Annotated in this window: 14 protein-coding genes; 8 read left to right on the forward strand and 6 right to left on the reverse strand. The window is 68.7% G+C overall.

Annotated features, from left to right (window positions below; all coding sequences use genetic code 11):
- Positions 1-16: 16 nt before the first annotated feature.
- The 5 genes from KME78_RS58220 to KME78_RS58240 form a co-directional block, all read right to left on the reverse strand.
- Complete coding sequence (locus KME78_RS58220) at positions 17-697, reverse strand: copper homeostasis protein CutC (RefSeq protein WP_219538750.1); 681 nt, start codon at positions 695-697, stop codon at positions 17-19.
- A 124-nt stretch (positions 698-821) separates the two neighbouring features.
- Complete coding sequence (locus KME78_RS58225) at positions 822-1424, reverse strand: GNAT family N-acetyltransferase (protein WP_219538752.1); 603 nt, start codon at positions 1422-1424, stop codon at positions 822-824.
- 198 nt (positions 1425-1622) lie between these two features.
- On the reverse strand, positions 1623-2372 hold the full coding sequence (locus KME78_RS58230) for a GntR family transcriptional regulator (RefSeq protein WP_214642998.1): 750 nt from the start codon (positions 2370-2372) through the stop codon (positions 1623-1625).
- A gap of 732 nt (positions 2373-3104) precedes the next feature.
- Entirely contained in the window at positions 3105-3524 is a 420-nt protein-coding gene (locus KME78_RS58235; RefSeq protein WP_219538754.1) for a Zn-ribbon domain-containing OB-fold protein, read from the reverse strand.
- A gap of 3 nt (positions 3525-3527) precedes the next feature.
- Entirely contained in the window at positions 3528-4697 is a 1170-nt protein-coding gene (locus tag KME78_RS58240; protein ID WP_219538755.1) for a thiolase C-terminal domain-containing protein, read from the reverse strand.
- Positions 4698-4856: 159 nt separating this feature from the next.
- Here KME78_RS58240 and KME78_RS58245 point away from each other — a divergent pair, with 159 nt between their 5' ends.
- From KME78_RS58245 to KME78_RS58280, 8 genes are all read left to right on the forward strand, one after another.
- The gene (locus KME78_RS58245) at positions 4857-5468 is read left to right on the forward strand and encodes a flavin reductase family protein (RefSeq protein WP_219538757.1); all 612 of its coding nucleotides are present in this window, start codon (positions 4857-4859) and stop codon (positions 5466-5468) included.
- A 33-nt stretch (positions 5469-5501) separates the two neighbouring features.
- Positions 5502-6617, forward strand: coding sequence for an acyl-CoA dehydrogenase family protein (locus KME78_RS58250; RefSeq protein ID WP_219538758.1), 1116 nt, complete (start codon positions 5502-5504; stop codon positions 6615-6617).
- A gap of 24 nt (positions 6618-6641) precedes the next feature.
- The gene (locus KME78_RS58255; RefSeq protein ID WP_219538760.1) at positions 6642-7415 is read left to right on the forward strand and encodes an SDR family oxidoreductase; all 774 of its coding nucleotides are present in this window, start codon (positions 6642-6644) and stop codon (positions 7413-7415) included.
- A gap of 32 nt (positions 7416-7447) precedes the next feature.
- Positions 7448-7903: a PadR family transcriptional regulator gene (locus tag KME78_RS58260; RefSeq protein ID WP_308127554.1), complete on the forward strand. Its 456-nt coding sequence runs from the start codon at positions 7448-7450 to the stop codon at positions 7901-7903.
- Entirely contained in the window at positions 7900-8880 is a 981-nt protein-coding gene (locus KME78_RS58265) for a hypothetical protein (RefSeq protein WP_219538762.1), read from the forward strand. The genes KME78_RS58260 and KME78_RS58265 overlap by 4 nt, the downstream gene beginning before the upstream one ends.
- Before the next feature lie 74 nt (positions 8881-8954).
- Entirely contained in the window at positions 8955-10250 is a 1296-nt protein-coding gene (locus tag KME78_RS58270; RefSeq protein ID WP_219538764.1) for a DUF2252 domain-containing protein, read from the forward strand.
- Positions 10251-10303: 53 nt separating this feature from the next.
- Positions 10304-11506, forward strand: coding sequence for an ATP-grasp domain-containing protein (locus KME78_RS58275; protein WP_219538766.1), 1203 nt, complete (start codon positions 10304-10306; stop codon positions 11504-11506).
- Positions 11507-11553: 47 nt separating this feature from the next.
- Positions 11554-12300, forward strand: a complete 747-nt coding sequence (locus tag KME78_RS58280) for an SDR family oxidoreductase (RefSeq protein WP_219538767.1) — start codon at positions 11554-11556, stop codon at positions 12298-12300.
- Between the two features lie 113 nt (positions 12301-12413).
- Here the strand turns inward: KME78_RS58280 and KME78_RS58285 are convergent.
- Positions 12414-12848, reverse strand: a 435-nt coding sequence (locus KME78_RS58285; RefSeq protein ID WP_219538769.1) for a hypothetical protein, incomplete at its 5' end; no start/stop codon positions are given.

Raw genomic sequence — 12848 nt, forward strand, 5'->3', positions numbered from 1 at the left:
CCCGGCTGAGAGCAGGTCAATCACGGTCGACGAGGGTGCGCCACTGGCGGACGCGGCGCTGGTCGACCGGCATGGACCAGTTCTCCCGCACGGCCGAGCCCACGTGGAACGCGCGGATGCCGTAGTCCAGCAGGGACGGCACGTAGGCGGGCTTGAGTCCGCCGCCCGCCAGGATGATGGAGCCGTCGCCCGCGTCGGCCCGGCTCTTGAGCACCGGCAGCCCGGACCGCACACCGGCGGGCGAGCCCGCCGTGAGCACCGTGGCCAGGTTGGGCAGCAGCCGTACCGCCCGCCACGACGCCTGGACGTCGGCCGCGTGGTCGACGGCGCGATGGAACGTCCACGGCAGCGGCGACGCCGCGTGGATCAGCGCCTCGGTGGCGGCCAGGTCGACCGCGCCCGCCTCGTCGAGGAAGCCGAACACGAATCCCGCCGCACCCGCCTGGGCCAGCGCCTTGACATCCAGGCGTAGCCGGTCGAGCACTTCGGGACCGGCGGTGAAGGTCGCGTCGCAGCGCAGCATCACCATCTGGGGCAGCGGGCACTCCGCGGCGATCGCGGCGACCGTCTCCGGAGCAGGGGTGAGCCCGTCGGCACCCATGTCGGCGACGACCTCCAGACGGTCGGCTCCGCCCTGCTCAGCGGCCACGGCGTCGCGCACGTTCAGCGCGATCACCTCTAGGAGGGATCCGGTCATGCTGGAGAGGTTATATGGTGCTCTGCCCATTTCCGGGGGCGAAGGGGGATAAAAGTCCCCGCCGGCCGTGCCCCACTGGGGGAAGCAGGGCACGGCCGTACCGGCGGGCGCCGGTCAGGTGTGCTCAGACGCCGATCAACTCGGCGACCGTGAGATCGCGGAACGCCGTCGTCGCGGCCTCCTCCGCGGGCCGCTCGAAGAGGGCGCCCGAGGAGCGGTGCGGCAGATCGACCGTACGCAGGTGCCGGAAGCCGCGCTTGCGGTAGTAGTCCTGCAACTGCGGGTTGTTCTTGGCGCAGTCGAGCCGGAGCCACCGCGACCCGGCCGCGTGCGCCATGGAGCCCGCCCAGTCCAGCAGGGCGTCCCCGAGGCCGAAGCCCGACCAGGGCCGGGCGACGGCGAGCTTGTGCACGTACAGGGCGGCGCCCGGGTCGTCGGCCCGGCGCCAGAACTCCGGGTCGGCGTTGTCGTCGAGAGCGATCGTGGCGACGGGCGGGGCCTCGTCGTCCAGCTCGAGGTACCGGAGCTCGTCGTCCACGAGGTAGAGCACCCGCTCGGCGATGAGTGGCTCGATCCGCTCGGGGCCGAAGCCTCCCCGCGGCCACTGCCGCACTCCCCGGGAGTGCAGCCATTCGGCCGTGTCGGCGAGGAGGGTCAGGACGCCCGGGAGATCGGCGGCGTCGGCGCGGCGGAGAGCGAGCGGATGGAGCAGGGTGTTCGAAAGCACGGTTCAGCCCTTCATGACATTGGGTGTCCATGCGAACACAGAACGTGACCATTTGAGCGCGCGCTGGCTCGCACGGGGGGTTTGAGGCGACATCTATCGAGAAATCGCGCATCAAGGGAGTGCGCAGGACTCCCTTTGCCCAGCGAGGCGGGAGGCTCGTCTTAGGCGGCCGGTGGGATCACCCCCAACCGAGCTCGCTCAGCGGCTGTCGAGCTCGTATCTGATCAAGTGCTTGTCGGCGGGGAGCACCGACACGGCGACACGCACGGGCATGTCGCCGTTGTCGTAACCAACCCGGACGTAAACCATGACCGGTGTGCCGAGCTCCAATTGGAGACGCTCGGCTTCTTCCTGGTTGGGCATACGCGCCCAGATGTCGTCCACCACCCGCACCTGCTCGTGTCCGAGCTCCTCCAGCACCCGGTTGGCTCCCCGCGGAATGTCGCCCGGCCGGGCGATCTCCGTGCTGGCCACCAGGTCACGTGGAAAATAGGAATCGTTGGTGTTGTACGGCTGGCCGTCGACGAACCGAAGGCGCCGCCGGACGACGGCCAGTTCTCCTTCGGCCAGCTCGAGCCGGCTGGCGATCTCCTCGACCGGAGAGACGGTCAAGACCTCTATGTACTGGCTGGGCGCACGACCTTCCTGCGTCACGGCGAAGGCGAAAGCTTCGCGTAGTTCGCCGGACGGCTGCGGCTCCAGCTCTCGCTGCGGATAGATCAGCAGCGGTCTCCGGTCCCGGACGACCGTGCCACGCCGCGGGGTTCGGGTGACCAACCCTTCGTTGACCAGCTCCCCTAAGGCGAGTCGGACAGTGTTGCGGCTCACCCCATGGTCTTCCATGAGCTGCGCCTCGGTCGGCAGCTGCGCCCCGGGGCCGAGTACACCGGAGTAGATGGCTCTCCTCAGCTCCGAGGCCACCAGCTGGTACAGGACCGACCTTGCCACTTTCACCCCTTTTGTTCCAACAATTTAGACGATCTGGTTCTAACAGGCCACAACCCCTTGACCAATGGCCATTGACAGCCGCATCATCCAATCGTTGGTACAAATCCATCGAAAGGCCGGTGAGGGGGTGAGGGCCGGTGTTACCGGTCCACGCGGGTACGCCATACCTGCCCTGGCAAGACCCTCGTGAAGCAACACGTTTACCGCGTTACGCGTTGCATCGCCAGGGCCTCTGCTACACCTACCAGAGCAATGGGAACGGCATGTCCGTACTATCCGTGTCGACCGAGGCACATCCCACTGATGACCCCGTCGGTTCGGCCCAACGCATTGTGAACCACTACCGACACTCGGAGTCCTCGAAAGAGGGTCGCTCCCCATGAACTCCGTGTGCGAACACTCGACCTAGGACTCCATCCCTCGCCGGAGTCCTGGCGTCGCCGCACACGGGGCAGGAAGCGCGTCCTGGCGGGTCCCCCACGCCCGCCAGGGCGCGCGTTCCTCCTTTTCTATAACATTTGCGGCACTTCGCGCCCTTTACCACCATTTTTTGCGCCTAGCCAGGCCCGTGCCATCCACCAAGCCCGGTCGAGCCCTGCCCAGGAGGCGGGCGCCCGGCGTGCGTGGCCGGCCGCGGCGAGAAGGCGGCCAGACCGGGATTGGCTTTCAGGCCCATTACTACCTATCGTTCCCGACTTGGTGGCGCCGCGAAGGATTTCCCGGGGATGCGTGCTACTCAGCCGGCCGCCAATTGAGCAGTGCCAGGTCATCGCCCATGTCCGCGTACACCCCCTGGACCGCCTGACCGTACTCGGGCTCGCCATCGCCGTCCCACCCGCCGTGAATCAGGCAGCCGGGCACGGCGGCGAGCCGCACCAGCACCACGACGTACGGCTCGGTCGAGCCGGGCATGAACGGCCGGCGGTTGACGATCCAGCTCTCCACCGTGCCCTGCGGCGCGACCGCCTCCCAATGCCACCTCTCGGTACGGCAGGCCGGGCAGAAGGCCCTGGCCGGGAAGCGGGTGGTGTGACAGGTGTCACAGCGCTGGACCGTGAACTCGTGGCCGGCGAGCCGCTCCCACCAGTCCTTGGAGTCCCGATCAGGGGTCGGCCGCACGCCTCGGGGCGGCCTGCCGTACCGGTCAGGCATGGGTCAGCCCTTTCTGAGCAGGAGGGCCGAGGTGGCGGGCAGGATGTAGCCGGGCTGGGCGGTCGACAGAGCCACCTCGGCGCCGGCGACCTGCCGGTCACCCGCGTCCCCGCGTAGCTGGGAAACGGCCTCGGCTATGTGGTTGATGCCGTGGACGTAGCCCTCCGACAGGAAGCCGCCGTGCGTGTTGACCGGGAGCGCTCCGTCGAGGGCCGTCGCGCCGGAAGCGACGTACGGGCCGCCCTCGCCCTTGACGCAGAAGCCGTAGTCCTCCAACTGGACGATCACCGAGTAGGTGAAGCAGTCGTACAGCTCCGCCACGTCGATGTCAGCCGGGCCGAGTCCGGCCTGGGCGTACAGGCGCGGGGCCAGCGCGGCGGCGGCCGTGGTGGTGGGGTCGGCCCGGCCGCCGGACAGGTGCGAGTCGCCGCCGCCCCAGGCCGCGCCGGAGATCAGCACCGGCGGGCGGCGCAGCGAGCGGGCGCGGTCGGCGGTCGTGATGACCAGGGCGCACGCGCCGTCGGTCTCCAGGCAGCAGTCCAGCAGGCGGAACGGCTCGGCGATCCACCTGCTGGCGAGATAGTCGTCGAGGGTGATGGGCGTACGCATGAGAGCGCGCGGATTCTTGACGGCATTTGCCCGCTGAGTGACGGCCAGTTGCCCGAAATGCTCCGCTTTAGTGCCGTATTTCTGAATATGGGCTTGGGCGTACATCGCATATTGCTGCGGTGGCGCGAAATAGCCATATGGCGCCTGATATTGCACCTCAGGGCTCACCGGAAGGCCTCGCCCGGTGCCGCCCATGCGGAACTCCGACCGGGCATTGATCGCGCGGTAACAGACGACGGTCTCGGCCATGCCGGTCGCCACGGCCAGCGCCGCCTGCGCCACGACCGCGTGCGACACGCTGCCGCCGCCGAACTGGTCGAGATACCAGGTCGGATCGGCCATGCCGAGCGCGGGACCCACCAGGGACGGAGCCGCCGAGTCGCCGACTCGATGCGTGGCCAAGCCCTCGACGTCGCCGGGGCCGAGGCCGGCGTCGTCGAGGGCGGCCAGGATCGCGCGACAGGCCAGGGTGAGCGTGCTGACCCCCGAGTCCTTGGTGAAGGGCGTGTAACCGACCCCCACCACGGCCGTACGGTCCCGGAACTCAAGCAAGCGCTTGGCCATCCTGAAACGCTAGGCCGCACCGTCCACATATGTCAACGGCGAGGTACGCCTGGGATGCCAACCTGCGCCGCATTTCGCTTGACACCTTTTCCGCCGCACGCCTACCGTCCAAGCAAGCGCTTGGTAAGATACGATGCAAGCGGCGATGAGGAGGAGACCATGAGCACACACGCTGCCCGGCTGATCACGCCGGACGGCTGTGGCGGCCCCCCGGCGCCGTACCAGCGCAGGACTCTCAACGGAGCCTCGATGCCGAACGGCCAGTCCCACGAGAGCGGCAACGGCCAGCTCGACAGCCGGAGGTTCCGGTCGGTGCTGGGCAGGTTCGCCACCGGTGTGGTGGCGATCACCGCGCTCGACCCGACGAACGGCGAGCCGTGCGGTCTGGCGGCCAACTCCTTCACCTCGGTGTCGCTCGACCCGCCGCTGGTGGCGTTCTGCGTGGCGCACACCAGCACGAGCTGGCCCAAGGTACGCGGCGCCAAGGTCATCACCGTGAACGTGCTCGCCGAGCACCAGCAGCACGTCTGCGCCCAGCTCGCGAGCAGGGGCGGCGACAAGTTCGCCGGGCTGCGGTGGACCGGTTCGCCCGGCGGCAACCCGGTGATCGAGGGCGCCTTGGCCTGGATCGACTGCGCGATCGAGGCCGAGCACATGGCGGGCGATCACATGATCGTGGTGGCCCGGGTGCTCCAGCTCGACACGCACGCGGACGGCGGCCCGCTGCTGTTCTTCCGCGGCGGCTACGGCGGCTTCGTTGAGCCCGGTTGATCCCGTTGAGTCCCGTCTCTCAGGAGGCCTACGTTGAGCCTGCGTGAGGAGGCGCGGGCCTGGCTGGCCGAGAACCTCACCGGAGACTTCGCGCACGCCCGCGGCCTGGGCGGTCCCGGACGCGAGCACGAGGGCCACGAGGTCCGCCTGGCCTGGGAGCGTCACCTCGGCAAGGCGGGCTGGACCTGCCTGGGCTGGCCCGTCGAGTACGGCGGGCGCGACGCCTCGCTCGCCGACCAGGTGGCCTTCCACGAGGAGTACGCCCTGGCGGACGCCCCCGCCCGCGTGGGCCACATCGGTGAGGGGCTGATCGGGCCGACGATCCTGGAGTTCGGCACCGAGGCGCAGAAGGCCCGGTTCCTGCCGCCGATCCAGCGCGGCGACGAGCTGTGGTGCCAGGGCTACTCCGAGCCGGAGGCGGGCTCCGATCTGGCCAACGTCCAGACGAAGGCGCACCTGTCAGGCGACGAATGGATCATCACCGGGCAGAAGGTGTGGACGTCACTGGCCCACGTGTCCGACTGGTGCTTCGCGCTCTGCCGTACGGAAGCGGGCTCCCAGCGGCACCGTGGGCTGTCGTACCTGCTCGTGCCCATGGACCAGCCCGGCGTCGAGGTGCGGCCGATCGTGCAGATGACGGGGACGTCCGAGTTCAACGAGGTGTTCTTCGACGGGGCCAGGACCGCGGCAGGGAACGTGCTCGGCGCGCCCGGCGACGGGTGGCGCGTCGCGATGGCCACGCTCGGCTACGAGCGGGGTGTCTCCACACTGGGGCAGCAGATCGGGTTCCGGCGGGAGCTGGCCCGGGTGATCGAGGTCGCCCGGCGCACGGGCGCGGCCGACGATCCGGTGCTGCGCGACCGGCTGGTGCGTTCGTGGCTGGAGCTGGAGATCATGCGGCTCAACGCGCTGCGGGCCGATCCTGGGCCGGTGGCGTCGATCGCCAAGCTGTACTGGTCGGAGTGGCATCGCAGGCTGGGCGAGCTGGCGCAGGCCGTACAACAGAAGTCCGGACTTGTCGCCCGCGACGGTGAGCTCAATGATCTCCAGCGGCTGTATCTGTTCAGCCGGGCGGACACGATCTATGCGGGTTCGAGCGAGATCCAGCGGAACATCATCGCCGAGCGCACCCTTGGACTTCCTCGCTGAACTCCCCCCGCTGATTGGAGCACGATGGCACCCCCTTACCCGAAGGCGCACGGACTGCTGGATGGCAAGGTCACGCTGGTCACGGCGGCGGCGGGGGCCGGGATCGGGTACGCGACGGCCAAGCGCTGCGCCGAGGAGGGCGCCGTGATCGTCATCTCGGACCGGCATGAGCGCCGCCTGTCCGCCGCGGCCGACTCGCTGACCGAGATCACCGGCGTCAAGCCGCTGGCGGTGCCGTGCGACGTGACGTCGGAAGCCCAGGTGCTGGCGCTGTTCGACGCGGTCGTGGAGGCGCACGGCCGGCTGGACGTGGTGGTCAACAACGCCGGGCTCGGTGGTACGGCGCCGCTGGCCGAGATGACCGACGACCAGTGGCACACCGTCATCGACGTGACCCTGAACGGCACCATGCGCTGCACCAGGGCCGCACTGAAGCAGATGATCGCGCAGGGCTCCGGGGTGATCGTGAACAACGCCTCCGTGATCGGCTGGCGGGCACAGCGGGGGCAGTCGCACTACGCGGCGGCCAAGGCCGGGGTGATGGCACTGACCAGGTGCGTCGCGCTGGAGGCCGCCGAGCACGGCGTACGGGTCAACGCGGTGGCGCCTTCGCTGGCCGTGCACCCGTTCCTGGCGAAGGTGACGAGTGAGGAGCTGCTGGCGGAGCTGGCGGCGGCGGAGGCGTTCGGGCGCTCGGCGGAGCCGTGGGAGGTGGCGAACGTGATCGTCTTCCTGGCCAGCGACTACTCCTCGTACATGACCGGCGAGGTGGTCTCCGTCTCTTCGCAGCACCCGTGACCATATCCTGAGGGACAGGATATAGTGCGAGGGTGAATATAACGGAGCCCATGTTCCTGGCGCTCACCGCGCTGGTGGACGAGCCGCGGCACGGTTACGGGATCGTCCAGGAGGTCGATCGGCTGTCCGGCGGGCGGGTGCAACTCAAGATCGGCTCCCTGTACGGCGTGCTGGACCGGCTGGCCGGGGAAGGGCTGGTGGCGCTCGACCGGGAAGAGGTGGCCCAAGGCCGGCTGCGCCGCTACTACCGGCTGACGGACACTGGGGCCGGGGCACTGGAGGAGGAGGCGGCCCGCCTGACGGCCAACGCCCGCGCGGCCACCGCCCGGCTCCGGGACCGCACCGCCCGCCTACACCCCGGAACCGCCACCGCCATCGCCCTCGCGCGCCTGCATCGCGCGACCGCCGTTGTTCTTGCGCGCATCCCCGCTGGGAATGCCTTCGCCAACCGGGGTGGCGCGGTCGTCGATGCCGGAGGTGTCGGGTGAACGAGGTGAACGAGTTGCTCGAACAGCGCTACCGCACCGTCCTGCGGCTGCTCCCCCGTTCGTACCGGGCCGAGCGGGAGGAGGAGATGGTGGCCGCGTTCATGGAGGGTGGCGAGGTGTCCGATGAGGACAACCCCCGGCCCGGCTGGGGCGAGATCGCCAGCGTGCTCGCCCTCTCGACCCGCGTACGGCTCGGCGGAGCGGGCGCGATACCCCGGTTTGTCGTCTGGGGCGCGGCCGTCAGGTTGGTGGCGACACTGGGGCTCGCCTTCCACGCGGCGGCCGGCGCCTTCACCCTCACCTCCCTCGCCTTCGCGGCGCCCGGGTCGATGACACAGCCACTCGGTGTGCTCGCGGCGGCTCTCTGGGTGCCGGCGTTCGTCCTGATGATGCGGGGGCACGTCCGGACGGCCAAGCCGGTGGCGCTCGCGGCCGGCGCGGCGGCCCTGGCCGAGCTCGCCGCGTGGCAGATCGCGGGCGGCCTGTTCGTGCCTCTGGACGTGGTGTCACCGGTCCTGAACGTCGTGGTACCTCTGGCGGCCCTGTTCGCCGGCTTCCACGGCGACGTCCCGCCGGTGCGGCGCGCGTGGCCGCCGACCCTCCTGCCGTTGGCCGCCGGGCTGGTGCTGCGGGCCGTCGTCCTCGCCCTGCTGGCGCCCGCGCTGGGGAAGGTGCCGCTGTTGTGGCCGTGGTTGGACCTGATGGGTCTGGCCTCGGTGGTGCTCGTGGTGGCCGGGATCGTCTGCCTCGGGCGCCGCCTGCCCCCGTACGTGCCGCTCGCGCTGGCGATCCTCGGGACGCTGATGCTGCCGTCGCGGCTGTCGGTGGTGGACAACAGCTACCTGAGCTCGGGGCTGGACGTGCTGTGGGCGTCCAGCGTGGGCCAGTGCGTGGCGCTGGTCGTCATGGTGGTGCTGCTCGCGGTCGCGGGGTTCCGCGGGCTGCCGGCCGTACGACGGGGGCAGGCGACCGCCTGAAGATCGGCGGTCCCCACCCTGACAGGGAAAGACCAGGGTAGGCGGGCGGGCGGGGAGGACTTAGTGTCCGATTCATGGGCACACGCGCTTCCCACCTGCTAGATGTCCTCATGACGGAGTTCGGCGAGTCGATCAAGCGAGACCCCGCGGCGTTCAGGCGGAAATTTCGGAAGATGGCGGCCTCCCCTTTTGCGTTCTACCGGGGCAGCGCCTGCCTGTTCTACGCGGACCTCACCGAAGGATTCGCCGACCAGTCATACCTTGACGAACCAACCAGCCGCGTATGGATCCACGGCGATCTGCACGCCGAGAACTTCGGCACCTACATGAACGCCTCCGGGGTGCTGGTCTTCAACGTCAACGACTTCGACGAGGCGTACGTGGGGCCGTACGTCTGGGATCTCAAGCGGTTCGCCGCCAGCGTGGCGCTGATCGGGTACGCCAAGGCTCTGTCGGACGACGCGATCAGCGGGCTCGTGGGCGACTTCGCGAGCGCGTACCTGACCGAACTGAGCGGCATCGCGCGCGGCGGGGACGACGCGATCGGGTCGCTCACGCTCGACACCACCAGCGGCGTGCTGCACCGGGTGCTGCAGACGGCCCGGCTGAGCACGCGGGTGGCGATGCTGGACGTCGAGACCGTGATCGACGATTACGACCGGCGGTTCGCGTTCATGGACGGGCGCGAGCCCGTCGGCGCGGCGACGCGGGAGGCCGTGCTGGCCGCGTTCGAGGACTACCTGACGACCCTGCCCACGGAGACGAACCCGGTCGAGCACGTGATCAAGGACGTGGCGCTCCGCAAGGGCGTGGGGATCGGGTCCGCGGGGCTGCCGTCGTACAACCTGCTGCTGGAGGGACGCTCGCAGGCGCTGGAGAACGACGTCATCCTCTACATGAAGCAGGCGCAGGTGCCCGCGGTGGCTCGCCACATTCCGGATGAGAAGGTCGCGCGCTACTTCCATCACCAGGGGCATCGGACCGCGGAGTCGCAGCGGGCGTTGCAGGCGTACGCCGATCCGTGGCTGGGGTACACGACGCTGGACGGAGTGGGGCAACTGGTGGCGGAGGTCTCGCCGTACTCCGCCGACCTGGATTGGGACGACGTCAACGAGCCGGCGGAGCTGCGGTCGATCATGCGCGACCTGGGGCGGGCGGTGGCGCGTATGCACTCGGTGGCGGACGACGAGTCCAGCCACGACCTGGTGAGCTTCTCGACGGAGGAGTCCATCATGCGCGTTGTCAATGGCGACAGACCCGGATTTATCAGGATGTTGGTGGATTTTGCGCACCGTTATGGGGCACAGGCTCGGGAAGACCACCAACGGTTCGTCGACCTCTTCCGCAACGGCCGCCTTCCGGGAGTGTGACCGCCGACGCTCCGGTGCGGTCCTGACGGGAGGAGCTTTACGGAAGGAGCATCGTGAGGCATCTGGTGGGGTTGCTGCTGGGGACGGAAGAGGATTGGCCGTCGGCGTTCGAGACGGTGCTGCGGCGGCTGGGGCCGGTCAAAGGGGTCGGCGAGTTCGATGTGGAGCGCATCACGATCGAGCCGTTCGACCTGCGCGATCAGCCCCGGCACGATCTGGTGATCGACCGGCTGGCGTACTGGTACTACCACCCGCGCGAGTGGCTCAAGAAGGTCGCCATGATGGACGACGTCTATCTGCTGAACAGCCCGTTCACCTTCCAGTCGATGGAGAAGCACGCCGCCTACTGCGCCATGATGCGACTCGGGTTGAAAGTCCCGAAGACGGTGCTCGTGCCGTACAAGAACCCGCCCGGCAACACCAAGTACGCCTACACGGCGGCCCGCTACAACCAGCCGTTCGATCTTGACGCGGTCGCGGAGGGGGTCGGGTACCCGCTGTTCATGAAGCCCTATGACGGCGGAGCATGGCGCGGGGTGTCGCTGGTGCGGAACCCCGACGAGCTCCATCGGGCCTACGACCAGAGCGGCGAGATGCTCATGCATCTGCAGCAGGCGGTCGAGGGGTACGACGCGTTCGCCCGGTCTCTGTCGATCGGGGCGGAGACCATGGTGATGCGGTTCCGGCCCGAAGAGCCGATGCACGCGCGGTATGTCGTGGACCACGAGTTCCTCGCCCCGAGTGTGGGCGACGAGGTGGTCACGATCGGCCGGCTGGTGAACGCGTTTTTCCGATGGGAGTTCAACTCCTGCGAGACGCTGGTCAAGGGCGCGGACGTGCATCCGATCGACTACGCCAACGCCTGCCCGGATGTCGCGCTGACGAGCCTGCACTACTACTTCCCCTGGGCGATCAAGGCGCTGGTCCGGTGGAGTGTGTTCTGCGTGGGCACCGGGCGGCGGCCGCGGCTCGATCTGGATACGCGGGAGTACTTCGCGGTCACCGGGTCGTACGAGGAGCGGCTGGCGGCCTATCGGCGGCTGGCCGACGACTACTTCGAGACCGACCGCTACCAGGACTTCTGCGACAGCCGGCTGCGCCACCTCGATGAGATCGTGCTCGATTGGGTGGCCGGGCCGGACTTCGACCGGCTGCTGGTCGACACGGTGACGGCCACGTATCCCGCGCACGAGAGGGACCGCTTCGTGGAGCATTTCCGCGGTCTGCTCGGATTGTGGGTGAAGGACTCCGGGTGAGTGATGGCGCTGGCTACCAACCGGTTGGTATGGCATGCTTCCGGAACATGACTCTGTTCTCGGTGGAAGGCAAGACCGTCGTCGTCACCGGCGGCTCCCGTGGCATCGGGCGCATGATCGCGACCGGATTCGTCGAGGCCGGCGCGACCGTGTACATCTCCGCGCGCAAGACCGCCGAGGTGGAGCAGACCGCCAAGGAGCTGGGATGCGTCGCCGTACCTGCTGATCTGTCCACGCCCGAGGGAGTGGACACGCTGGTGGCGGCGGTGGACGGGCCGCTGCACGTGCTGGTGAACAACGCGGGCGCGGCCTGGGGCGCGCCGCTGGAGGAGTATCCGGAGCACGCCTTCGACAAGCTCTGGAACATCAACGTCAAAGGGGTCTTCTTCCTGACCCAGCGGTTCCTGCCGCAGTTGCGGGCGGCGGCCGGCGCTGAGGACCCGGCGCGGGTGATCAACATCGGGTCCATCGACGGGATCAGGGTGCCGTCGGTGGAGAACTACGCCTACTCCGCGTCGAAGTCCGGCGTGCACATGCTGACCCGGCACCTGGCCAGGCAACTGGCGCGCGAGCACATCACGGTGAACGCGATCGCGCCGGGGCCGTTCGAGTCGAAGATGATGGCGTTCGCGCTGGATGATCCGGCCATCCGGGAGACCGTCACGTCCAGTGTGCCGATGGGCCGCATCGGCCGCCCCGATGACATGGCCGGGGCGGCGATCTACCTGTCCTCGCGCGCCGGCGCCTACCTCACGGGGGCGGTCATTCCGGTTGACGGCGGTATTTCCTGCTAGACGAGTAGTTCCGAAGTCCGGTCGAGTTGTGGCCCGGGGCGACGGGAGGGTGTCCAAGTCTCTCCGGCCGATCATCGTGAAAGGTAGACCTACCATCTTGGGCACGGGCGGGGTCAGCCAAGAGCAGGGTTCATAAGGTCGAGCACCAGCCGATTCCTCCAATCGTTGGTGAAGACGGCTTTCATGCCCTGGTAGTGCACTCCGACGAACGGGTTGGAGTGGAACATCACGGCGACCCACTGCAACGAGCGGTCGGCGTTGAGACGGGCGAGGTAGCCGATGTTCCCCATCCCGCCGCCCCCACCGGACATCCATCCTGCTCCGTCCGGTGGCGGGCTCTCGAAATTTGTGTCGACTTCGTTGATGCCGTGCTCCTCAATGGCCTGGGCCACATCGAACGGTCCTCCGATACGGAAGGGAGTCGGCTGCCCAGCATCGGGGTGGTACGCCCCCGGACCGTCAACATGCAACTCCAAGCCAGTGTCGTCCGGCCGGTACAGCCCGTCACGGAACGGCATCTGCCTGGCCTTCCAGAGCCCCTCGACCAT

This window comes from Nonomuraea guangzhouensis, assembly GCF_019396345.1.
Lineage (GTDB): Bacteria > Actinomycetota > Actinomycetes > Streptosporangiales > Streptosporangiaceae > Nonomuraea > Nonomuraea guangzhouensis.

Excerpts from the sequence above, each read along its gene's own strand:
- KME78_RS58220 (WP_219538750.1), bottom strand. The coding sequence starts at position 697 with ATGACCGGATCCCTCCTAGAGGTGATCGCGCTGAACGTGCGCGACGCC.
- KME78_RS58235 (WP_219538754.1), bottom strand. The coding sequence starts at position 3,524 with ATGCCTGACCGGTACGGCAGGCCGCCCCGAGGCGTGCGGCCGACCCCT.
- KME78_RS58240 (WP_219538755.1), bottom strand. The coding sequence starts at position 4,697 with ATGGCCAAGCGCTTGCTTGAGTTCCGGGACCGTACGGCCGTGGTGGGG.
- KME78_RS58245 (WP_219538757.1), top strand. The coding sequence starts at position 4,857 with ATGAGCACACACGCTGCCCGGCTGATCACGCCGGACGGCTGTGGCGGC.
- KME78_RS58255 (WP_219538760.1), top strand. The coding sequence starts at position 6,642 with ATGGCACCCCCTTACCCGAAGGCGCACGGACTGCTGGATGGCAAGGTC.
- KME78_RS58270 (WP_219538764.1), top strand. The coding sequence starts at position 8,955 with ATGGGCACACGCGCTTCCCACCTGCTAGATGTCCTCATGACGGAGTTC.
- KME78_RS58280 (WP_219538767.1), top strand. The coding sequence starts at position 11,554 with ATGACTCTGTTCTCGGTGGAAGGCAAGACCGTCGTCGTCACCGGCGGC.